The following is a 22425-nucleotide window of genomic DNA, read 5'->3' as shown; positions in this document are numbered from 1 at the left end:
ATTGGAGACAGGTTATGACGGAAGTGGTTCGTGTTCCTTTGCTGATTGATGGACAACATGTGCAGTCCAAGAGCACCCGCTGGGACGATGTGCTCAATCCTGCCACCCAGGAAGTGGTGGCCCAGGTTCCTTACGCCACTATGGACGAACTGGAAACAATCATCGCCAGTTCGGCCAAAGCCTATGAAAGCTGGCGTCATTCCAGTCAGGGCGCCCGCATGCGCGTCATGCTTAATTTGCAGCGACTAGTGCGTGAAAACAGTGCCAGGCTGGCCGAAGCCATCTCCCGTGAACACGGCAAGACCTTGCCCGATGCGGAAGGTGAAGTAGGCCGGGGGCTGGAAGTGATTGAGTACGCCTGCTCGATTGCCTCAATGCAGTTGGGTGAGTATGCGGAAAACGCGGCCGGTGGTATTGATGTGTACACCCTAATCCAGCCCTTGGGCGTGTGTGCCGGTGTCACCGCGTTCAACTTTCCCGTCATGCTGCCTTGTTTCATGTTCCCGCTGGCGGTGGCCTGCGGCAATACCTTTGTGCTCAAACCCTCCGAGCAGGACCCTAGCGCCAGTCTGATGCTGGCCGAACTGGCGCTGGAAGCGGGCTTGCCCCCCGGCGTGCTCAATGTGGTTCATGGCGGAGCCGAGATTGCCAATGCCTTGGTGACGCATCCCGAGGTCAAGGCCGTGTCCTTTATTGGGTCTACTGCGGTTGGCACTGAAATTCACCGTCGTGCGACAGAAGCCGGCAAACGTTCGCAGGCGATGATGGGAGCGAAGAACCATTGCATCGTGATGCCTGACGCAGATCGTGATGTCGCCATTAACCAGCTCCTGGGTGCTGCTTTCGGCGCGGCTGGTCAACGTTGCATGGCAATTTCCGTTGCCGTGATGGTGGGAGAAACCGGTGAGTGGGTTGATGAACTGGTCAAGCGCGCGGCAACCATGAAGGTGAATGTGGGCACAGACCGCCAAGCCGATCTGGGACCGCTGGTGTCGCCTCGTGCCCGTCAGCGAGTTGAGTCCTTGATTGAATCCGGCGTACAGGAGGGGGCCTCGCTTCTGCTTGATGGCCGGGGTGTGAAGGTGCCGGGATACGAGAATGGCAACTTTGTGGGGCCAACCATCTTTAACGATGTCAAGACCGATATGCGTATTTACCAGGAAGAGATTTTCGGTCCTGTCCTGTGTATCGTGCGCGTCAACACCTTGGAAGAGGCGGTGCAGTTCGTCAACCGCAACCCCAATGGGAATGGTGTGTCCATCTTTACTCAGGACGGCGGCCATGCGCGTTACTTTCAAAACCGTATCGATGTGGGGCAAATCGGGATCAATATCCCCATCCCAGTGCCCGTGGCCTGGTTCAGCTTTACCGGTTCGCGCGCGTCCAAGCTGGGCGACTTGGGCCCCAATGGCAAACAGGCCGTTCAGTTCTGGACACAGACTAAAACAGTGACTGCCCGTTGGCAGGCTCATGCCAATACCATGAACACAACCATCAGCATGACGTAATGGTTGAATCTAAATATATAACTTAATGCAATAAGCGAGCTGTTTCTTATTACATATAATAGCCCTGTACCTAGGGCTATTATTATATGAATATTCAACAATTCCGCTTTGTCCGAGAGACCATCCGACGTAACTTCAATCTGACTGAAGCCGCTCGTTCGCTGTATACCTCCCAACCAGGAGTGTCCAAGGCGATCATCGAGTTTGAAGATGAGCTGGGCATCAAGATTTTTGAACGTCATGGAAAACGCATCAAGGGCCTGACCCGACCGGGAGAGGCCGTCGCCGAGGTGATTGACCGCATCATGCGCGAGATCGATAACCTCAAGCGAGTCAGCGATGACTTCGCCCGCCGGGACGAAGGGACATTGGTGATCGCATGTACCCACGCCCAGGCACGTTATTTGCTGCCCAAGGTCATACCCGAGTTCCGTCGCCGCTTTCCCAAGGTGCATATGTCCCTTGCCGAGGGCAGCCCGCCTGTATTGGCTCAGATGGTCATTCATGAGCAGGCCGATGTGGCCATCGCTACCGAGACTCTGGCGCTGACGCCGGGCCTGGTCGCTTTGCCCGTCTACACCTGGGAACACACGGTTGTGGTCACACCGGATCACCCTCTGGCAGACCTGCCCGCCAACAAGCAACTGTCCATCGAGACGCTGGCTCAATATCCCATCGTCACTTATGACCATGCTTTTTCTGGCCGGGGCTCGATTGATGAGGCGTTTGCCAAGCATGGCATTACGCCCGACATTGTGCTTGAGGCGATCGACGCGGACGTGATCAAGACCTACGTGGACGTCGGTTTGGGCATTGGCATTATTGCCGGTATTGCGTTTGATCCACGGCGCGACAAAGGGCTGGTGGGTTTGCCTGCCGGGCACTTGTTTGGCGCTCACCATACCAAGGTGGCGGTAAAGGCGGGGGCATTTTTGCGCGATTATATTTTTGAGTTGCTGGAGATGCTGGCCCCGGAATTGACTCGCGATGTGGTGTTGAGTGCGTTGGACGAGAAGCAGGCCAGCGGCCAGTAGGTCATGCGCTGGCTGCATGGGTTCAGGTCAGGGCCACCGTCAATGCACGGTGGCCTTTTGTCTCGGCCGTTAGGGCGGTGTTGGCCTCCGCCAGTATGTATGGCTAAAGGCTATAAGTAAAAATTGAAACAAGCTATCGACTCGATTGACTATGATAATAAGAATGATTATCATTATCCAACTTTCTTAGCCAATGGAGTTTTCTGTGTCTCAATACGTCAGCGCAGTCGTGGTTGGAGCGGACCGTCTGGGCAATATTCCCGATCTGCTCAAGATCCACAATATTTCCATCAAACACCATATTAGCGGGCGTGATCCGGCTCATCAGAAAAAGACCTTGCAGTTGCCCTCGGGAACCGATCTATTGATTCTTCTGACTGATTTTCTGGGGCATAACGTCATGAAAACGTTCCGCGCAGCGGCCTTGAAATCAGGTATCCGGGTCGTCGCCTGCCGACGCTCGGTATGCAGTATGAAGCAGGCGCTGACTCAGTGCGGCTATTGTGAGGCTTGTCCGCTGGGCAAGTCCAAAAGGCACTAGAGTGGCCGCATGACTGACTGGGGCAAAGAAGGAATCGGTAAAGACAAAAAAGCCACTGTTTGATAACAGTGGCTTTTTTTGTGCTGAGGGCCGATTGACAGGGCCGTTTTATCGAACGCTGCGCAGCCGCGTCTCGGATTGCTGTGTATCGGCAGCAGCCAGGCGGCGTGCACCGTTGTAGCGTTTTTTCCAGTAACTCACCTGCATGTTTTCAACCCGCACGACCGCTCCGGTGCGTGGAGCATGAACAAACTTGTCGTCACCCAGGTAAATTCCAACATGAGAGAAGCGAGCGCCTCGGGTATTGAAAAAGACCAGGTCGCCTTTACGCAGTTCGTTGCGATTGACTGAAATCCCTTCCTTGGCAATGTCTTTAGACTGACGGGGCAGTTTCAGGCCCAGGGACTTTTCGGCTACATAGGAGACCAGTCCGCTGCAATCAAAACCGGTGTTGGGAGCATCGCCGCCAAAGCTGTACTTCACACCCAGAAAATCGAGTGCGGCGTTGGCGAGACCATGCGTGGAAGAGGAATTCTGCTGGTTGCGGCTTTCGGCGCGCCCTTGGCGGCGATCGCTGCTGTAAGCAATATTGATGTCGTTACGGGCTCGATTGGCCAGATAAGTGCCCAGCGGATCGGACTCGGTCTGGAATTCGTAATCGGCGTAATAACCGTGATCCAGTTCTGCACGATCACTGTTTTGACTGGACTGCTGGGTACCCGTGGTGGCGCATCCTGTCAGAGCCAGGGCACCGGCGAGCAAAAGATATTTGGCGCTGCGGTAAGTAATATGCAAAAGTGCGTGTGGATTCAGGTAATGTGGCGGCATGACCAGGGCTTTTTTAAGGACTTGGTGGGCAGCAGCACAACCTTGATGCCTATTTTTGCTGAAATTAGCAGCAATTGATGGGTATCAGGGCTGTAAGTATGGCTAAAAGCACATACCTTGCCGAGGGTGCTGTACGTTAGGTTGTCAGGCAGTGTACCGGAGGAAAATTACACCGTAAAGCGTTGTAGGAGGGTATTTTGCGATTGAATCATACTGTTGCAAACTGCGTCTTAGCGGAATTTTCAGGTGCTGTGCATGAGTCCAGTGCTCTTTTTTGAAGTTGGCTGCAAGTTGCGGGAAGTAGGGCGACGTTTTTGTATTTATAGGATTGAATGATGCGAGTTATGGGACAGACCCTAGGGAAAGCCCTGAATGATGGTGTGCGATTGCGCGAGTTGTGGGCGTGGGCCATGTACGACTTTGCAAACTCTGGCTACACCACCGTCATCCTGACCAGTGTCTATAGCGCCTACTTTGTGGGTGTCGTGGCCCAAGGACGCAGTTGGGCCACGCTGGCCTGGACAGCGGCCTTGTCCATCTCGTATCTGAGCATCATGTTCACCATGCCTGGCCTGGGAGCCAAAGCCGACGCACGTCAGGGCAAGCGACGGCTTTTGTTCAGCAGCACGATAGGGTGTGTTCTGGCTACGCTGATGTTGTATTGGGCAGGGCCCGGTGACATCGTCTGGGCTCTGGTTTTCATTGCACTGTCCAACTATTGCTATTGTATTGGCGAGTCGGTCATTGGGGCCTTCCTGCCCGAAATCGCCAGGCCTGAAGCGCTGGGTCGCGTGTCGGGCTGGGGCTGGGGATTCGGCTACTTTGGCGGCATGTTGGCCCTGGGGCTTTCTTTGGCTTTTCTGACGTGGGCCACCTCACAGGGTTGGACCGCTCAGGAGTATGTGCCGGGGATCGCCTTGATTACGGCCGGCTTGTTTGCCCTGTCCGCCCTGCCATCTTTTCTGTTTCTGCATGAACGTACTGCGCCCAGCGGAGCCAGACCGCAGGGCATGCTGTCCCGTCTGGCGGAATCGGCTCGGGACATACATCATCATTTTCCCGATTTTCGCACCTTGTTGCTTTGTGGGGCTGCGTATCAGGCCGGCATCGCCGTCATCATCACGCTCTCGGCTGTTTACGCTACGGAAGCCATGGGTTTTACCATGGCTCAAACCATGACCCTGATTTTCACGGTCAATATTGCGGCGGCAGTGGGCGCCTTGCTGTTTGGACATATTCAGGACCGGGTAGGTCATCGACGCGCCCTGGCGCTGACGCTGTGCGCCTGGCTGATTATGGTGGCCATTGCCGTTAGCACGAGTTCCCTGGCCGGTTTCTGGGCGGCCGCGGCCGTGGCGGGGCTGTGCATTGGCAGCAGTCAGAGTGCGGGCAGGGCAATGGTGGGTTTGTTGGCGCCCAAGAGCCGGCTGGCCGAATTTTTTGCCTTGTGGACCTTTGCCATCCAGCTGGCAGCGGTATGCGGGCCGCTGTCCTACGGTCTGGTGACCTGGCTGAGCGGCGGCAACCATCGACTTGCGCTGGCCTGCACCGGTCTGTTCTTTTTAAGCGGACTGTTTATCTTGTCGCGTTTGAATTTTCAACGAGGCATTTTGGCCAAGAATCAGGCCGATCTGGCTTGTCAGGATTGAGTAAGTAAGGCGCGTTACGTTTATATAAAATTAAGCTGGGCTAGCCATGCGCGGCCCAAGAAAAACACCAAATCTGGAAAATAAAGGAGCCAAACTATGAGCGGTCCCACGTCTATTGAATCCGTCCTGTCGGAAAGCCGGGTGTTTCCTGTGTTCCCGAATCTGGAACGCGATGCTCGCATCGCTGGCATGGCGGCCTACGAGGAGCTTTGCCAGAAGGCCGAGCAGGATTATCCCGGCTACTGGGCGGATCTGGCCCGTGATCGCCTGGTCTGGACCCAACCTTTCACACAGGTTCTGGACGATAGCAAGCCTCCGTTCTATAAGTGGTTCCACGATGGTGAACTGAATGTCTCGGCCAACTGTCTGGACAAGCATCTGGGTACCCCTACCGAGCACAAGACTGCGCTTATCTTTGAAGCCGATGGCGGCGAAGTTACCAAGGTCACGTTTCGCGAGCTTTATGAACAGGTTTGTCAGTTTGCCAATGGTTTGAAGGCTCTGGGTTACAAAACGGGCGAACGCGCCCTGATTTATATGCCCATGTCGGTACAAGCCATTGTGGCCATGCAGGCATGTGCTCGTTTGGGGATTACGCACTCGGTGGTGTTCGGCGGATTTTCCGCCAAAAGTCTGCACGAGCGTGCCGTGGACGTGGGCGCTACGCTGGTTATCACGGCGGACGAGCAGCGCCGTGGCGGTCGTGCCATTCCCTTGAAAAACGCGGTAGATGAAGCCCTCAGTGCAGGTGATTGCCAGGCGGTGCGTCATGTGATCGTCTACAAGCGCACAGGTGGCCCGGTTGCCTGGCATGAAGGTCGTGACCTGTGGTGGGAAGAGGTCGTCAAGGGCCAAAGCGCGGACTGCCCGGCGGTTTCCGTCAATGCCGAGCACCCTTTGTTCGTTCTCTATACCTCTGGCTCTACCGGTAAACCCAAGGGGGTGCAGCATTCTTCCGCAGGTTATTTGTTGGGGGCCATCCTCAGTGTGCAGTGGACATTCGACGCCAAGGACAGTGATGTGTTCTGGTGTACGGCCGATATTGGCTGGGTGACCGGTCACACCTTTATTACCTATGGCCCCTTGGCCGCCGGGCTTACTCAGGTTGTGTTTGAAGGCGTGCCAACTTATCCGGATGCAGGCCGCTTCTGGAATATGATTGAGCGCCACGGTGTGACCGTGTTCTACACGGCGCCGACAGCCATTCGTTCCTTGACCAAGGCCGCGGAAGCAGACGAGGCCATTCATCCCAAACAATACAATCTGGATACCTTGCGGATTATTGGTTCGGTAGGGGAGCCCATCAATCCCGAAGCCTGGATGTGGTATTTCAAGAATGTGGGTCGTGAACGTTGTCCGATTGTGGATACCTGGTGGCAGACAGAAACCGGTGGCCATGTAATCACGCCGCTCCCTGGTGCTACACCGTTGAAACCCGGCTCGTGCGGCCTGCCGTTTCCCGGCATGGACGTGGCGATTGTGGACGAGGTGGGCGAAGAAGCCGAGCGTGGCAATGGCGGTTTTCTGGTCATTCGCAAACCGTGGCCCAACATGATTCGCACGATCTGGGGTGATCCGGACCGTTTCGTGAAAAGTTACTTCCCCCCTGAGTTGAAAGGCTATTACCTGGCCGGTGATGGTGCGCAGCGTGACACCGATGGCTACTTCTGGGTCATGGGTCGAATCGACGACGTGCTGAACGTCTCCGGGCACCGTTTGGGCACGATGGAAGTGGAGTCGGCGCTGGTTGCCCACCCTCTTGTGGCAGAAGCAGCGGTTGTTGGCAAGCCTGACCCGACAACGGGTGAAGCGATTGTGGCGTTTGTCGTACTCAATGGCGATCTGCCAGCGGGGGCGGAGGCAGACAAGATTGCTGCCGAGCTGCGCAATTGGGTAGGCAAGGAAATCGGTCCTATTGCCAAGCCGCGGGAAATCCGTTTTGGTGAAAACCTGCCCAAGACACGCTCGGGCAAGATCATGCGTCGTTTGCTGCGTTTCGTCGCTAATAACGAGCCGATTACCCAGGATGTGTCCACCCTGGAAAATCCTGCCATCTTGGATCAGTTGTCCGAAGCGCATTAATTTTTCCCCGTTCCTGTTTGACCCTGGTTTTCTCGCAGAACCAGGGTTTTTTTATTCCCCTGGACAATGTGGCTCTTGAAAGACTGAATGGTCCGGAATTGGCCTAGCATTAGGCTGGGGCCAAAAATATTGGTCCAAGAATGCAAAAAAGGGGTAAGGCTTGAGCGGGGAACAGCGGACAGACAGAGGCGCTTTGGCGCTGATGGGTTTGGTGGTACTGACCTGGGGCATGAGCTGGGTTGTGATGAAGGCGATGACCGCCTACATTGGGCCAGTGGATCTGATTGCGGCACGCTATGCCGTGGCATTTGTCTTTTTATGGCTGGTACTGCGTCTTAAAGGAGGGCATTTACGGCCTACGCCATGGAAACTGAGTCTGGGCGTGGCTGTTTTTCAGACTACCGGCTTTCAGTTGCTAAGCCAGTTTTCCTTGCAGGCGGGTGGGGCGGGCAAGATGGTGGCTCTGGCCTACACCATGCCAATCTGGATTCTGTTACTGTCCTGGCCCATGCTGGGACAGCGTCCCCAGATGCGTCATGTAATGGGTATGGTGCCCGCGACCCTGGGCTTGATGCTCCTGATCGCACCTTGGGAAGGAATGGGCGGCCTACTCGGTTCTGTTCTTGCAACCTTGAGTGGCGTGAGCTGGGCCTTGGGGGCGGTTTTTTCCAAGCAGCTCTTTGAGCGCCATCGAGTCGAACTGCTCAATGCCACCGTCTGGCAGTGCCTGCTGGGGATTGTGATTGTTCTGCCCTTGAGCTTCCTGATTCCCCAGCGTTCCGTAGTGATGGAGTGGCAGATGTTCAGCGGCGTACTGTATCTGGGCGTGATCGCAACCGGGGTAGGGTGGCTGCTGTGGATGGCGGTAGTCAGTCGCGTCAGCGCGACTGTGGCCGGAATGTCCAGTCTGGGGGTGCCTGCACTGACTGTCTTGCTGGCCTGGCTGTTGCTGGACGAATTGCCCACACTGTTGGAATTGATGGGGACAGGTCTGATTCTATTGGGGCTGTTTGTGGTGAACTGGCCCAGCCGCTCGCGCAGGTCCAAAAGAACATAAAAAAACCACCCGTTGGGGTGGCTTTTTTCAGCATCAACACGGCTGGCCTTGGAGTTCCCGCCAAGGCCAGGATTGTTTTTACATGCCGTTGTAGACCGGACCTTCGCCCCCTTGCGGTGGCACCCACACAATATTCTGGGTCGGATCTTTGATGTCACAGGTTTTGCAATGGACACAGTTCTGTGCGTTGATTTGCAACTTGTCGTCGCCGGTTTCAGTCTTGATGAATTCGTAAACGCCCGCTGGACAAAAGCGTGCTTCGGGACCGCCATAGCGCGCCAGATTGATCGCAACGGGGACGCTGGGGTCTTTCAGCGTCAGGTGGACCGGTTCATCTTCCTCGTGGTTAGTGTTGGAGATAAACACGGAGCTGAGGCGATCGAAGGTAATCTTGCCATCGGGCTTGGGGTAGTCAATGCGGGCGCATTCGGCCGCAGGCTGCAAACAGGCGTGGTCAGGCTTGTTGTTGCGCAGCGTCCAGGGCATTTTTCCCTTGAGCAGGCCCTGTTCCACAAAGGTCATCACGGAGGCGATTGACCGACCCTTCTTGAACCATTGCTTGAAATTGCGAGCCTTGTTCAGCTCTTCATGCAACCAGGACTGCTTGAACTTCTCGGCGTATTGCGACAGTTCGTCTTGCTTGCGGCCAGCCTGCAAGGCGTCGAAAGCGGCCTCAGCGGCCAGGGAGCCGGACTTGATCGCGGCATGACTACCCTTGATGCGCGAAGCATTGAGAAAGCCTGCATCGCAACCGACCAGTACACCACCGGGGAAACTGAGCTTGGGAAGCGCCAGCAAGCCGCCAGCGGTCAGAGAACGAGCACCATACGCGATCCGCTTGCCGCCTTCAAAGGTGGCGCGCAGCGCAGGGTGCGTCTTGTAGCGCTGAAATTCCTCAAAGGGCGACAGCCAGGGGTTGGCGTAGTCCAGGCCCACGACCATGCCGACCATCACCAGATTGTTATCCAGGTGATAGAGGAAGGAGCCGCCGTAGGTGTCCGAATCCAGAGGCCAGCCAGCCGTATGAATAACCAGACCAGGCTGGGACTGGGATGGGTCCACTTCCCACAATTCTTTAATGCCGATGCCGTAGCTCTGAGCATTGCGGGATTCGTTCAGTTTGAATCGTTCCGTCAGTTCACGGCCCAGATGACCGCGTGAGCCTTCTGCAAAAATGGTGTAGGAGGCCAGTAGTTCCATGCCGGGTTGATAGTGGGGAGTATGTGTCCCATCGCGGGCCACCCCCATATCACCTGTCAGCACTCCCCGTACCGCGCCTTTGTCGTCGTACAGGATATGGGCGGCAGCGAATCCGGGGAAAATATCCACACCCAGGGCCTCAGCCTGTTCTCCCATCCATTGGACGACATTGCCCAGGCGAACGATGTAGTTACCGTGATTTTTAAAGCAGTCAGGCAGCAACCACATGGGAGTGGAACGAGCGCCTTTCTCGGTCAGGAAAAGAAACTTGTCCTCGGTGACTTCTACCGAAATGGGGGCGCCTTGCGCTTTCCAGTTGGGCAGCAGCTCGTCCAGGGCACGCGTATCCATGACGGCGCCTGACAAAATATGGGCTCCCACTTCCGCGCCTTTTTCCAGCACACAGACGCTGATCTCTTGTTCTTTTTCTTGGGCGAGCTGTTTCAGACGTATCGCGGTGGCCAGGCCTGCAGGGCCAGCACCGACGATAATGACGTCGTATTCCATCGATTCACGTTCAGACATTGCTGCTGATCTCCTATTACGGCTTAGCGCTTTGTTCTTGATTGTTGGCGGGTGAAGGTCGTGTACTGTGCGTACGGTCGATTGTATTGTAGTCTGAACAATTCCGTTTTGAGTTCAGCGGCCAGGAACGGTCATTGGCAGCGTTGGGTTCATCAGTAACTATCAGCAAGGAGAGCATGTAATGACACACGTCGTTGATTCTGGTGCAGGAGCCACCTTTGATATTGCCGTGCGCTGGGGGGATCTGGATGCCATGAATCATGTTAATAATACGGTCTATTTTCGCTACATTGAGGAAGCCCGTGTTCAGTTGATGATGAAGCTGGGCATGGTGCCACCGTCGCCACGTACCGGGGTCCTGGCGCATGCCAGTCTGGACTTCCTGCGCTCGGTCCTGTATCCGGCCACGGTGCGCATCGTGCATAAACTGATCAAGGTCGGTGGTAGCAGCATTGAGTTGGAAGTCATTGTCGGGGATGCAGATCAAGCCGATGTCATGTACGCCCGCGGACGATGTGTGCTGGTGTCCATCAACCCCCAGGGCGGTTCACAACCGTGGACCGAAAAAGAGCGCGAACAGATACATTCAGTTTTTCAGGGTTAAGCTTTACGTATACGGAAAGCATAGTCAAGTCGTAGAATGCCTGATAGCCCGGTAGGGTGCACCGCGGCATTATTGGACAAAGTTTGCTGTTTAGGCCAATTAAAGAGTTATTGGAGAGTCAATTGAATAAAGTCTATCCAAGCGCCAAGGAGGCGTTGCAGGGAGTCGTTGCCGACGGACAGACAGTTGCGGTAGGTGGGTTCGGCCTGTGCGGAATTCCCGAAGCGCTGATTGCTGCGCTGCGCGATAGTGAAGTCAAAGATCTGACCTGCATTAGCAATAATGCCGGGGTGGATGGCTTTGGTCTGGGGCAGTTGCTGGAAACGCGTCAGATCCGCAAGATGATTTCCTCCTATGTGGGCGAGAACAAGGAGTTCGAGCGCCAATACTTGGCCGGTGAGCTCGAGCTGGAGTTCACCCCTCAGGGCACCCTGGCTGAGAAGCTGCGTGCCGGCGGGGCGGGGATTCCCGCTTTTTTCACGGCGACCGGGGTGGGTACCGTGGTGGCAGAGGGTAAGGAAATCCGCGAGTTCAATGGTCAGCAATACGTGATGGAAGAGGCGCTGGTACCTGATGTGTCGCTGGTCAAAGCCTACAAGGCGGACCGCAGCGGCAACCTGGTGTTTCGCAAGACCGCGCGCAACTTCAACCCGAACGTGGCAATGGCGGGAAAAATCACCATTGTCGAGGTCGAGGAAATCGTCGAGACCGGCAGCCTGGACCCGGATGATGTGCATTTGCCCGGCATTTATGTACACCGCATCGTGCTCAATGCCCATCCTGAAAAGCGCATTGAACAGCGTACCGTTCGTTCTTCCTGATTAGTGAGGCAAGATAATAATGGCTTGGAATAGAGATCAAATGGCGGCCCGTGCTGCCCTGGAGCTTCAGGACGGCTTTTACGTCAACCTGGGCATTGGCTTGCCCACGCTGGTTGCCAATCATGTGCCTGAAGGTATTGAGGTCTGGTTGCAGTCGGAAAACGGTTTGCTGGGCATTGGCCCATTCCCGACCGAAGACAAGATTGACGCTGACCTAATCAACGCCGGCAAACAAACCATTACAACCCTGCCCGGTTCGTCCATTTTTTCCTCGGCAGATTCGTTTGCGATGATTCGTGGCGGCAAGATCAATATTGCGATTCTGGGCGCGATGCAGGTGTCGGAAAAAGGCGATCTGGCTAACTGGATGATCCCTGGGAAAATGATCAAGGGTATGGGCGGCGCCATGGACCTGGTAGCCGGAGTGGGCCGTGTGGTGGTTCTGATGGAACACGTGGCCACTAAAAAAGATGGCACCGAAGATCTGAAGATTTTGCCCGCCTGCACCTTGCCCCTGACCGGTGTTGGGGTGGTCGACCTCATCATTACTGATCTGGGAGTGATGGAAGTGACGGAAAATGGTTTAAAGTTGCTTGAGTTGGCACCAGAAGTCAGCCTTGAGTACATTCAGTCCAAGACAGGCGTCCCGCTGGACGTCAGCGCTTTGGCCTGAGCGCTCACTCTGGCTAGAAAAGCTTCGGCGCGAGTCGAAGCTTTTTTTATGCTCGTTCGGTGCGTGAACGCTGTTTATGTAAAGGAAGTTGGTATGGCCCTTACCTCCGTTGTCGCACGCCTGCAGGCGCTGCGCGAACAAATGCAATTTCAGTCCGTACAGGCAAGCATCTGGCCGACATCTGATCCCCATTTGTCTGAATACCTGCCCGATCGGTGGAAAAGCCGTCAGTGGCTCAGTGGTTTTGTTGGTTCGGCCGGCTTGCTGGTCGTGACAGCCGACTGGGCCGGTTTATGGACCGACAGCCGTTACTGGGAGCAGGCCGCCAAGGAGCTGCACGGCAGTGGCATCGAGCTGCAGCGTGCAGGGGAAGCGGGCGTGCCTGAGCCAGCCAACTGGCTGGCCGATCATTTGCCTGCCCGTTCGCGAGTAGCCTTGGACAGTCAGTCGGTATCGGCTCAAAGCCTTCTTGCCTGGCAGAAAACCACTCAAGCGCAGGAGTTCGAGTGGGTGCTGCAAGCCGATCTGCTCAGCCCGATCTGGACTGACCGGCCCGCCGCGCCGTGTGGGCAGGTGGTAGAGCATCAGCCGCCTTTTGCGTGTCGCACTCGCCAGGAAAATCTGACTCGCACCCGGGCTGCCATGCAGGAGCAGGGCGCCCATTGGCACTTGCTCAGTGCGCTGGACGATATTGCCTGGACTTTGAATTTGCGCGGCAGCGATGTGTCCTATAACCCGGTATTCCTGTCGTACTTGCTGATCGGCCCGGACCAGGCTTTTCTTTTCGTGGATAGCAACAAGCTGACGGCAGGCCTACAGGAAGCGTTGGCGGCAGATGGCGTGCAGGTTCAAAATTACACCGAGCTGTCCTCCTTCATGCGCGCCTTGCCGGCATCCATGCCCCTATTGCTGGATATGGCTCGAACCACGGCCTGGGCCGCCCAATTGGCGGCGCATTTGCACGTGATCGAATATATCAACCCGGCTCAATTGCTCAAGTCCTGCAAGACCGATGCTGAACTGGCTCAGGTGCGCCAGACCATGGAAAAAGATGGGGCTGCCCTGTGTGAGTTCTTTGCTTGGTTTGAGCAACAAAGTGAGGTGAACGAGCTGGATGTGGATGCGCATCTCTGTGCCGCCCGAGCCCGCCAGGAAGGGTTTGTCAGCCCCAGTTTTGGCACGATTGCGGCTTTTAACGCCAACGGTGCCATGCCGCACTATCAGGCTACCCAGCAGTCCCATGCCCGCATTGATGGAAATGGCTTGTTGTTGATCGACTCGGGTGGGCAGTATCTGGGTGGTACCACCGACATTACTCGTGTTGTGCCGGTAGGGACTGTCTCAGCGGAGCAGATTCGGGACTTCACGCTGGTTCTAAAAGGCATGGTGTCTTTATCCATGCTGGTGTTTCCCGAAGGCATTGCCGGTCAGCAAATTGATGTGCTGGCCCGTCAGCCTTTGTGGGAGCAGGGCCTGGACTTTGGTCATGGCACCGGTCACGGCGTGGGATACTTCATGAATGTGCATGAAGGCCCGCAGTCCATTTCCTGGCGTGGTCGCATCGGGCCGCATTCAGCCATGCGCGCTGGCATGATTACCTCTAACGAGCCGGGCCTGTACCGCCCCGGCCAGTGGGGCATTCGTATTGAGAACCTGGTGGCGGCAGTGCCTGCCATGCGCACGGAGTATGGCCAGTTTCTGCGTTTTGAAACCCTGACCTTGTGCCCCATTGATACGCGTTGTATAGATGCTGCACTCCTGACGGCTGCCGAGCGTAACTGGCTCAATGAATATCATCAGCAGGTGCGTGAACGTCTCTTGCCGCGTGTGCAGGGTGAGGCACGCCAGTGGCTCGAACAAAGAACGCAGGCGATCTGATCGTCACCGTCTGCGCTTGTCAATAGTTGCACAGGCTAGTGGTATTTCCGCTGTGAAAAGCCACTCGCCTGGTCGCCAAGCATGGGCGCTTGCCGTTATAATCCAAATTTCCCGCTATCGCCTGATTTGACCTCAGGCGCCTTTTATAATGACCACCAAATATGTATTCGTAACGGGAGGCGTTGTGTCCTCCCTGGGCAAAGGTATTGCGGCCGCATCCCTGGCTGCCATCCTGGAGTCTCGCGGTCTGCGCGTGACCATGCTCAAGCTGGACCCCTACATCAACGTAGACCCGGGCACCATGAGCCCCTTCCAGCACGGTGAAGTGTTTGTTACTGAGGATGGTGCGGAAACCGACCTGGACCTGGGCCACTACGAGCGCTTCATTTCCGCTCGCATGCGCAAGGTCAACAACTTCACCACGGGCCAGATTTATGAATCCGTGCTGCGCAAAGAGCGTCGCGGGGACTATCTGGGCAAGACCGTGCAGGTTATCCCGCACATCACCAACGAAATCCAGGACTTCATCATTCGTGGCGCCAAGGCTGCCTACAATGGCGAGGCCGATGTTGCCATCGTCGAGATTGGCGGCACAGTGGGTGATATTGAATCCCAGCCTTTCCTGGAAGCAGCCCGCCAGATGAATCTGCGTCTGGGCCGCAACAACACCGCGTTTGTTCATCTGACACTGGTGCCGTTCATTGCCTCGGCCGGTGAACTGAAAACCAAGCCAACCCAGCACTCCGTGCAAAAACTGCGCGAAATCGGCATTCACCCGCACGCCTTGCTGTGCCGTGCCGACCGTGTCATTCCTGATGATGAGCTGGCCAAGATTTCGCTGTTTTCCAACGTACCCATGGATGCCGTGATCTCGGTGTGGGATGCGGATTCCATCTACAAGATTCCGGCCATGCTGCACAAGCAAGGTCTGGACAGCCTGGTGTGTGATGCACTGGCGTTGTCGCCACCACCGGCAGATCTGTCGATGTGGGACCGTTTGGTGCAGGCCCTGGAAAATCCCGAGCATGAAGTGCGCATCGGTATGGTCGGCAAGTACGTGGACCTGACCGAGTCCTACAAGTCGCTCAGTGAAGCCCTGGTTCATGCCGGTATTCATACCCGCACCCGCATCCAGATCGAGTATCTGGATTCGGAAGTCATCGAGAACGAAGGCACCGATTGCCTGAAAGGTCTGGACGCCATTTTGGTGCCAGGCGGTTTTGGCAAACGCGGTACCGAAGGCAAGATCCGCGCGATTCAATACGCTCGCGAAAACGGCGTGCCTTTCCTGGGTATCTGCCTGGGCATGCAATTGGCTGTGGTCGAGTTTGCGCGCAATGTGGGCAATCTGGTGGGCGCGAACTCCACCGAGTTTGATCCCTCGGCGGTGCATCCTGTGGTGGCCTTGATTACCGAGTGGGCAGATCGCGATGGCAAGATCGAGCATCGTGATGGCTCTTCCGATCTGGGCGGTACCATGCGCAAGGGTGCACAACGTTGCCCGGTCAAACCCGGTTCGCGTGCTGAAGCCATTTATGGGCCTGAGGTAAACGAGCGTCACCGTCACCGTTACGAGGTCAACACCTTGTACGTACCGCGTCTGGAAGAGGTGGGTATGGTGATCTCGGCGCGTACGCCTACCGAGAACCTGCCGGAAATCATGGAATTGCCTAACCACCCCTGGTTTATGGGGGTGCAATTCCATCCGGAGTTCACGTCGACTCCGCGTGATGGACACCCGCTGTTTACCAGCTATATCAAAGCGGCGCTGGAACACCAGAAAAAGTCGGCTTGATCGTTTGTTATGATTGAAAAGGCCCGCGTTATGCGGGCTTTTTCATTCCGTATGAGAGGACGAAACGGGCGGTTGGTAGGCCGGGCCGGCTCAGCATGCCGACGCAACAGGGCGGCTTTGCGCCGTCCACGGGTGCGACCCGGATTAGAAACCGATCGAAATCTCCAAACGATTGGGCTGACAGTCCTGCTGCGCTGCGGTGTCCAGGCTTTCAGGAATGTGGGAGAATGCAGCAATACTGAAACGAGGTCTATTATGGATTTATGCGGTTACGACGTCGGCCTGGATCGGCCTTTTTTCCTGATCGCTGGCCCTTGTGTTATTGAGTCGCGCCAGATGGCGTTCGACACAGCGGGGCAATTGGTTGAGATCACCGCGGCTCTGGGTATTCCCTTTATCTACAAGAGCTCGTTTGACAAAGCCAACCGCAGTTCAGGCAAGTCCTATCGCGGCCCCGGCATGGCGGAAGGCTTGCAGATTCTGGCCGATGTGCGTTCCCACTACAAGGTGCCTGTCCTGACGGATGTGCACGATAAAGATCAGGTCGACGATGTGGCCGCCGTGGTGGATGTGCTGCAAACACCGGCATTTTTGTGTCGTCAGACGGACTTTATCCAAGCCTGCGCCGCGACGCTGAAACCCGTCAATATCAAGAAAGGCCAGTTCCTGGCCCCTCAGGACATGGTGCAGGTAGTGGAAAAGGCGCGTGCGGCTGCACTGGAAATGGGCGGAGATGGCTCCACCATCATGGTCTGTGAACGTGGCGCCTCGTTTGGCTATAACAATCTGGTATCGGACATGCGCTCCTTGGCGATTATGCGTGCCACCGAGTGCCCTGTCGTATTTGATGCCACTCACTCGGTGCAATTGCCGGGTGGGCAGGGGACCTCGTCGGGTGGTCAGCGCGAGTTTGTTCCGGTATTGGCACGTGCTGCGGTGGCTGCCGGGGTGTCGGGCGTTTTCATGGAAACCCACCCTAATCCCGACAAGGCCCTGTCCGATGGCCCGAATGCTGTTCCGTTATCACAGATGGCAGACTTGTTGCGGACACTGCAACAGATTGATTCGATTGTTAAAAACAGCGGTGCCTTGCAGCACGGCTATTAAAGGTAGTTGGGAGACACTATGTCCGCATATTTGATTGCTAATGTTGAAGTCAGCAACCCCGAGCAGTACAAGCAATACCAGGAATTTTCCAGCATTGCCATGAAAACCCACAACGTGAAAGTTCTGGTGCGGGGTGGTGAAACGATTGCCCTGGAAGGGACTGCGCCTGTGCGTACTGTGGTGATGGAGTTTGATACCCTGGAACAGGCCCAGGCTTTCCATGATTCCGAGGAATACCGTCGCGCCCGCAAAGCTCGTGAAGGCGCTGCCAAAATGACCATGTACGTGGTGCAAGGGCTGTAAAAAGCAGCTTATGTTCTGCTGGAACGCGTGAAAAAGAGAGTGTGGAAACACTCTCTTTTTTTGGATGAGCACTTAGCGCCTGCCAGGCCTGAGCGAGGCTGTTGGTGCTACCTGGCTCTTGGGTGTAAAGGGAGTGGCGGGGCAGGGTAGGAGCCAGTAAAGGACAGATCTCTGTGATCGGGGAGAGAGCCTTGAGCTTGCCCTGAGGCGATGGGGGGCGGCTTATGAAGCGTAGACAGATCAAGCCGGGAGCTTAAAAGCGGGAATCACGCAGGGCGGGCAGCGTCAGTTCGCGTACAAAGCTGGCGGGGGACAATTGCAGCAGGCTGCGCACGATTGTGAGCACGTCATGCACGGGAATAGTCTCACCCAAGTCTCGTTGAGCTGCCGCCTGGAGGGGGACGTCCAGTCCATCCGTGGTGTTCAGGTATCCCAGTTGCAGGCAGGTGACCGCCAACCCTTGATCGCGGTAGCCTTCGCGCAGGCTGTCTGCCAAGCCATTCAAGGCAAATTTTGTGGCCCCGAACGCTACTTCGGGACGACCACTTTGGCGCAGCCCCGACGTTGAGCCCGTCAGAATCAAACGAGGCTGGCTACTGCGCAGCAGATAGGGCAGCAAGTGGCGCAGGGTCAATAAGGCACCCGTCAGGTTGACATCGACCAGGCGACGCAGTGCCTGGTCGGATTGCGACAGGAAATCATATTGCTCGGTGAACGCCGTGTCTTCCCAGATACCCAGGTTATAGATCAGTACGTCCAGTGCATCGGGGCAGGCGGCGGCCAGCGCTGGCGCGGCGTCGGCGTGGGAGAGATCGGCGCTGATCCAATGCTGCTTGGAAAAGGCGTCCGGGGGTAAAGCGCTGCTTGCCGCAGCAGGAGCTCGTCTGGCTACGCCGTGCATCGTATGTCCGTCTTGCGCCAGACCATCCATCAAGGCGCGCCCCAGGCCCATACTGGCGCCCACAATCATGATGTCCATGCACTTTTCCTGTAAGCAGATTCTGCGGTGAGTCGGTTTTCTTCCAGATCGTTATTGTGAACCAGTTGGATTGGGTCGACTGAGATTCAGCGCTCGCTTGTCAGGTTTTTAACTGTCCCGTAAAATCATTGACTAGGCAATTATTGTTTGGTCAATAAAATGGCAAAGGTATCGGAAACAGAACAAAAAAACCCAGGTCGTGTCTTGTCGGTCACCGAATCCATTCTGGCGATGATGGGGCTGTGCTTTGTGGTGATGTTGGTCGCCATTGATCAGACCGTCGTGGGCACGGCTTTGCCTACCATTGTCTCGGAGCTGCATGGCTTTGAGCTGTACGCCTGGGTTGCGACCGCCTACTTGCTCACGTCCGTGATCACCGTGCCGATTTTCGGGCGCCTGGGGGATTTTTATGGACGCCGCCGGTTTGTGCTGGTGTCCATCGTGCTGTTTACGCTGGCCTCTGTGCTTTGTGGCATGGCGCAAAGCATGATGCAACTGGTGCTGGCCCGAGGGTTGCAGGGCGTGGCCGGTGGTATGTTGGTTGGCACTGCCTTTGCCTGTGTCCCGGACCTGTTTCCTGACCCACGGGTGCGCTTGCGTTGGCAGGTCATGCTAAGCGCCTCGTTTGGTATTGCCAATGGCATTGGGCCGTTTCTGGGCGGGGTGCTGACCCAATATTATGGATGGCGCTCGGTGTTCTATGTGAATTTACCGGTGGGTTTGCTCAGTCTGTATTTCGTTTATCGCTACCTGCCGCAGATTCGGCATTTTCGTCAGGACAAGGTCCGTCTGGATTGGCTCGGGGCTGTGTTGCTGATGATCGGCTTGGCGTGCATTCAGTTGCTGGTGGAATTGCTGCCGCTCTATGGGGGCAGTTACCTGATGGTGTTGCTGGGACTATGTAGTCTGGTCGCATTTTCGCTGCTGGTCGCCTGGGAGCGTCGAGTAGCTGAGCCTTTGCTGCCCTTGGTGTTGTTTAGTAGCCCCGCCCAATTGTCTCTGCTGGTGTTATCGGCTGGCCTGGGCTTTATCTTGTTCGGGCTTTTGTTTTATGCCCCCTTATTGTTGCAGGGCGGGTACGGGTTGCGGCCGCAAACTGCGGGCCTCTTGATTACCCCGCTGGTCGTGTTCATTACGGTAGGCAGTATTATCAATGGCCGCACAATTACTCGTTTGCGGCGTCCTGCCATGATGTTGTATCTGGGGCTGGTACTGCTCACCATCGCGTGTCTGGGTATGGTGTTTAACAGGAAAACCGACCCGCATTGGCATTTCGTGCTGTATGCCACGCTTGCCGGTACGGGAGTGGGCTGCATCATGCCCAATCTGACGGTGTTTGCGCAGGAAATTGTCGAGCGCTCCATGTTGGGGATAACGACGGCCATGCTACAGTCCATGCGCATGGTGGGCGGCATGTTGGGAACCGCTGTGATCGGAACGCTGATCAATTACCAGTACGGCGAGGCCATTCGCACTCAGTTGGTCGCCTTGCCCGAAACGGTGGCTCATGCTTTGCAAGACCCGCAGGTACTGATGAGTGTGAGTGAACAGACGCAGTTTCTGGAGCAGGCGGGGGAGCAGGGGCAGATGTATCTGGGTTTGGCCCGCGATGCCCTGGCACATGCCGTCAATATGGGCATGGCGGTGACCTTGCTGCTGATCATCTGGTGTTTTTATTGGGTACGTAAAGTGCCACCGATACGATTTACTCGTCAAGAACAGTCTTGAGCATGATGAACGAATTTCCGCAACTTCAAGCGGCGCAGCAATTGGGGCGCACGTATCGCAGTTTGATGGCCGCGTTTGACCAGCAATTGGGCATGCCCTTGCCCCGCTGGCGTATTTTGATTGGCTTGTATCAAGAAAATGGCTGCCTGTCTCAAAAGCAACTGGTACGCTTGTTGCGCATTGATCCGGCCGCGGTAACCCGGCAGCTCAAAAGCATTGAAACCCTGGGTTTGATCGAACGGTTCACCGATGAGCAGGACAATCGTCTCACCAATGTGCGCCTTAGTCAGGCGGGGCGTGAGCTGGTGGAAGCCACATTGCCCCGGCGGCGGCGCCTGGTTGAAGCCATGCTGCAGGACTTTTCCGATCAGGATTTGAACCAGCTGATTACCTTGTTGAGCAACTGGGAGAGCGCCTTGCTCAAAGCGGGCGACAAAGATTTACTTTGAGACGCATCGGTACTTTTTGTATTTACAGAGACGCCGCCTAGTCTCGGAATTTCTGGTGATAATAAACACGTGCCGGTTCCAGCTGCGTAAGGGCCACGGTATGAATCCGGGCTTTTTTCCAGCTTTTGAAACCAGACATGGCACGGCTGTGTCATGGGCAGGTACAATCCTGTTTTAGCAGGAGGGCAGGGGCGCAGATTGCAGGGTAGCGGTCGCGCTTGCTGATCTTTTCAACTTCCAGGCCAGGCGCCTTTTTCAGTCGATCTTCCGATTGGCCCGGCGCAGTAGGCCCGGCAGCAGGATTGTTTAACTTATCTAGCTTAATGCTACTTCAGGCAGGACTGTCAAAATCATGAGTGCAATCGTAGATATTATTGGCCGCGAGATTCTGGACTCCCGTGGTAATCCAACGGTGGAGTGTGATGTATTGCTCGAGTCGGGTGCAATGGGGCGTGCCTCCGTGCCGTCTGGCGCATCCACGGGTGCTCGCGAAGCGTTGGAGCTGCGTGATGGTGACAAGAGCCGTTACCTGGGTAAAGGCGTCTTGCGTGCTGTCGAAAATCTGAACACAGAAATCTCCGAAGCGTTGATGGGTCTGGATGCGCAGGAACAAACCTTTATCGATCGCACCCTGATCGAACTGGACGGCACCGAAGACAAGAGCCGCCTGGGCGCCAACGCCATGCTGGCTGCCAGTATGGCGGTGGCTCGTGCTGCTGCCGATGACTCAGGCCTGTCCCTGTACCGCTATTTTGGCGGCAGTGGTGCCATGGCCATGCCTGTACCGATGATGAACGTCATCAACGGCGGTGCGCACGCCAACAACACCCTGGACCTGCAAGAGTTCATGATCATGCCCGTGGGCGCCAAGAGCTTTCGCGAATCCTTGCGTATGGGTGCCGAAGTGTTCCATACACTCAAAGGCCTGATCCACGACCAAGGCATGTCCACCGCCGTGGGCGACGAGGGTGGTTTTGCTCCTAACGTGGCCAACCACGAAGCGGCTATCGAGTTGATTCTGCGTGCTATCGAACAAGCAGGCTATGAAGCCGGTACGCAAATTGCACTGGCTCTGGACTGCGCAGCGTCCGAGTTTTACCGTGACGGCAAATACCACCTGGCTGGCGAAGGCGGCGTGTCTCTAAGCTCGCAAGACTTTGCCAATCTGTTGGCTAACTGGTGCGACAAGTACCCCATCATCTCCATCGAAGATGGGATGGCCGAGGACGACTGGGATGGCTGGCGCATTCTGAGCCAGCAACTGGGCGACAAGATCCAGTTGGTGGGTGATGATTTGTTTGTAACCAATACCAAGATCCTGAAAAAGGGTATCGAGATGGGTATTGGCAACTCCATCCTCATCAAGATCAATCAGATCGGCACCTTGACCGAGACTTTCGCCGCCATCGAGATGGCCAAGCGAGCCGGTTATACCGCTGTTATTTCGCACCGTTCCGGCGAAACCGAAGACTCCACTATTGCTGACATCGCCGTGGCAACCAACGCCATGCAGATCAAGACAGGCTCCTTGTCCCGTTCCGATCGCATGTCCAAGTACAACCAGTTGTTGCGCATTGAAGAAGAATTGGCAGAAGTTGCTACCTTCCCAGGTCGCGAAGCGTTCTATAATCTGCGCTAATTCTGTTTGAGGAACCGGGTCGCAA

Annotated in this window: 19 protein-coding genes; 16 read left to right on the top strand and 3 right to left on the bottom strand. The window is 55.9% G+C overall.

Annotation, left to right across the window (positions count from 1 at the left end):
* Window positions 1-14: 14 nt before the first annotated feature.
* From VF694_RS03185 to VF694_RS03175, 3 genes are all read left to right on the top strand, one after another.
* On the top strand, window positions 15-1508 hold the full coding sequence (locus VF694_RS03185) for a CoA-acylating methylmalonate-semialdehyde dehydrogenase (RefSeq protein ID WP_059317996.1): 1494 nt from the start codon (window positions 15-17) through the stop codon (window positions 1506-1508).
* An 86-nt stretch (window positions 1509-1594) separates the two neighbouring features.
* Window positions 1595-2542 (top strand): CysB family HTH-type transcriptional regulator, encoded by a 948-nt coding sequence (locus VF694_RS03180; protein WP_003800920.1) that lies wholly within the window; start codon window positions 1595-1597, stop codon window positions 2540-2542.
* A gap of 205 nt (window positions 2543-2747) precedes the next feature.
* The gene (locus VF694_RS03175) at window positions 2748-3083 is read left to right on the top strand and encodes a DUF2325 domain-containing protein (RefSeq protein WP_131070728.1); all 336 of its coding nucleotides are present in this window, start codon (window positions 2748-2750) and stop codon (window positions 3081-3083) included.
* Between the two features lie 108 nt (window positions 3084-3191).
* On the opposite strand, the gene VF694_RS03170 is transcribed toward VF694_RS03175, so the two are convergent.
* Complete coding sequence (locus VF694_RS03170; RefSeq protein WP_193353487.1) at window positions 3192-3911, bottom strand: C40 family peptidase; 720 nt, start codon at window positions 3909-3911, stop codon at window positions 3192-3194.
* Window positions 3912-4255: 344 nt separating this feature from the next.
* Here VF694_RS03170 and VF694_RS03165 point away from each other — a divergent pair, with 344 nt between their 5' ends.
* The 3 genes from VF694_RS03165 (at window position 4256) to VF694_RS03155 (ending at window position 8699) form a co-directional block, all read left to right on the top strand.
* On the top strand, window positions 4256-5560 hold the full coding sequence (locus VF694_RS03165) for an MFS transporter (RefSeq protein ID WP_003800915.1): 1305 nt from the start codon (window positions 4256-4258) through the stop codon (window positions 5558-5560).
* A gap of 96 nt (window positions 5561-5656) precedes the next feature.
* Complete coding sequence (gene acs / locus VF694_RS03160) at window positions 5657-7642, top strand: acetate--CoA ligase (RefSeq protein ID WP_131070727.1); 1986 nt, start codon at window positions 5657-5659, stop codon at window positions 7640-7642.
* Between the two features lie 202 nt (window positions 7643-7844).
* Complete coding sequence (locus tag VF694_RS03155) at window positions 7845-8699, top strand: DMT family transporter (protein WP_003800910.1); 855 nt, start codon at window positions 7845-7847, stop codon at window positions 8697-8699.
* A gap of 78 nt (window positions 8700-8777) precedes the next feature.
* Here the strand turns inward: VF694_RS03155 and VF694_RS03150 are convergent, their stop codons facing one another.
* On the bottom strand, window positions 8778-10424 hold the full coding sequence (locus VF694_RS03150; protein WP_003800909.1) for an electron transfer flavoprotein-ubiquinone oxidoreductase: 1647 nt from the start codon (window positions 10422-10424) through the stop codon (window positions 8778-8780).
* A 181-nt stretch (window positions 10425-10605) separates the two neighbouring features.
* Between VF694_RS03150 and VF694_RS03145 the strand changes: the two genes are divergently transcribed.
* The 7 genes from VF694_RS03145 (at window position 10606) to VF694_RS03115 (ending at window position 17605) form a co-directional block, all read left to right on the top strand.
* Window positions 10606-11028 (top strand): acyl-CoA thioesterase, encoded by a 423-nt coding sequence (locus VF694_RS03145; RefSeq protein WP_003800907.1) that lies wholly within the window; start codon window positions 10606-10608, stop codon window positions 11026-11028.
* Window positions 11029-11150: 122 nt separating this feature from the next.
* On the top strand, window positions 11151-11849 hold the full coding sequence (locus VF694_RS03140) for a CoA transferase subunit A (RefSeq protein ID WP_301605889.1): 699 nt from the start codon (window positions 11151-11153) through the stop codon (window positions 11847-11849).
* Between the two features lie 19 nt (window positions 11850-11868).
* Window positions 11869-12522: a CoA transferase subunit B gene (locus VF694_RS03135; protein ID WP_059317990.1), complete on the top strand. Its 654-nt coding sequence runs from the start codon at window positions 11869-11871 to the stop codon at window positions 12520-12522.
* 93 nt (window positions 12523-12615) lie between these two features.
* Window positions 12616-14400, top strand: a complete 1785-nt coding sequence (locus tag VF694_RS03130; protein WP_003800901.1) for an aminopeptidase P family protein — start codon at window positions 12616-12618, stop codon at window positions 14398-14400.
* Window positions 14401-14548: 148 nt separating this feature from the next.
* Entirely contained in the window at window positions 14549-16195 is a 1647-nt protein-coding gene (locus tag VF694_RS03125) for a CTP synthase (RefSeq protein WP_003800899.1), read from the top strand.
* Between the two features lie 255 nt (window positions 16196-16450).
* Window positions 16451-17302, top strand: a complete 852-nt coding sequence (gene kdsA / locus VF694_RS03120; RefSeq protein WP_003800897.1) for a 3-deoxy-8-phosphooctulonate synthase — start codon at window positions 16451-16453, stop codon at window positions 17300-17302.
* An 18-nt stretch (window positions 17303-17320) separates the two neighbouring features.
* On the top strand, window positions 17321-17605 hold the full coding sequence (locus tag VF694_RS03115) for a DUF1330 domain-containing protein (RefSeq protein WP_003800895.1): 285 nt from the start codon (window positions 17321-17323) through the stop codon (window positions 17603-17605).
* A 253-nt stretch (window positions 17606-17858) separates the two neighbouring features.
* On the opposite strand, the gene VF694_RS03110 is transcribed toward VF694_RS03115, so the two are convergent.
* Window positions 17859-18584: an SDR family NAD(P)-dependent oxidoreductase gene (locus VF694_RS03110; RefSeq protein WP_301605887.1), complete on the bottom strand. Its 726-nt coding sequence runs from the start codon at window positions 18582-18584 to the stop codon at window positions 17859-17861.
* A 159-nt stretch (window positions 18585-18743) separates the two neighbouring features.
* Here VF694_RS03110 and VF694_RS03105 point away from each other — a divergent pair, with 159 nt between their 5' ends.
* From VF694_RS03105 to eno, 3 genes are all read left to right on the top strand, one after another.
* A complete protein-coding gene (locus VF694_RS03105) occupies window positions 18744-20312 on the top strand; it encodes an MFS transporter (protein WP_059317986.1) in 1569 nt (522 codons plus the stop codon).
* 2 nt (window positions 20313-20314) lie between these two features.
* Window positions 20315-20761 carry a MarR family winged helix-turn-helix transcriptional regulator gene (locus tag VF694_RS03100; protein WP_003800890.1) on the top strand — a complete coding sequence of 149 codons (447 nt, stop codon included), beginning with the start codon at window positions 20315-20317 and terminating at the stop codon, window positions 20759-20761.
* Between the two features lie 352 nt (window positions 20762-21113).
* The gene (gene eno / locus VF694_RS03095) at window positions 21114-22400 is read left to right on the top strand and encodes a phosphopyruvate hydratase (protein WP_003800888.1); all 1287 of its coding nucleotides are present in this window, start codon (window positions 21114-21116) and stop codon (window positions 22398-22400) included.
* Window positions 22401-22425 lie beyond the last annotated feature (25 nt).

This window comes from Alcaligenes sp. Lyrl_28, assembly GCF_051948705.1.
GTDB lineage: Bacteria > Pseudomonadota > Gammaproteobacteria > Burkholderiales > Burkholderiaceae_B > Alcaligenes > Alcaligenes ammonioxydans.
This window is presented reverse-complemented; position numbering and strand designations above follow the sequence as displayed.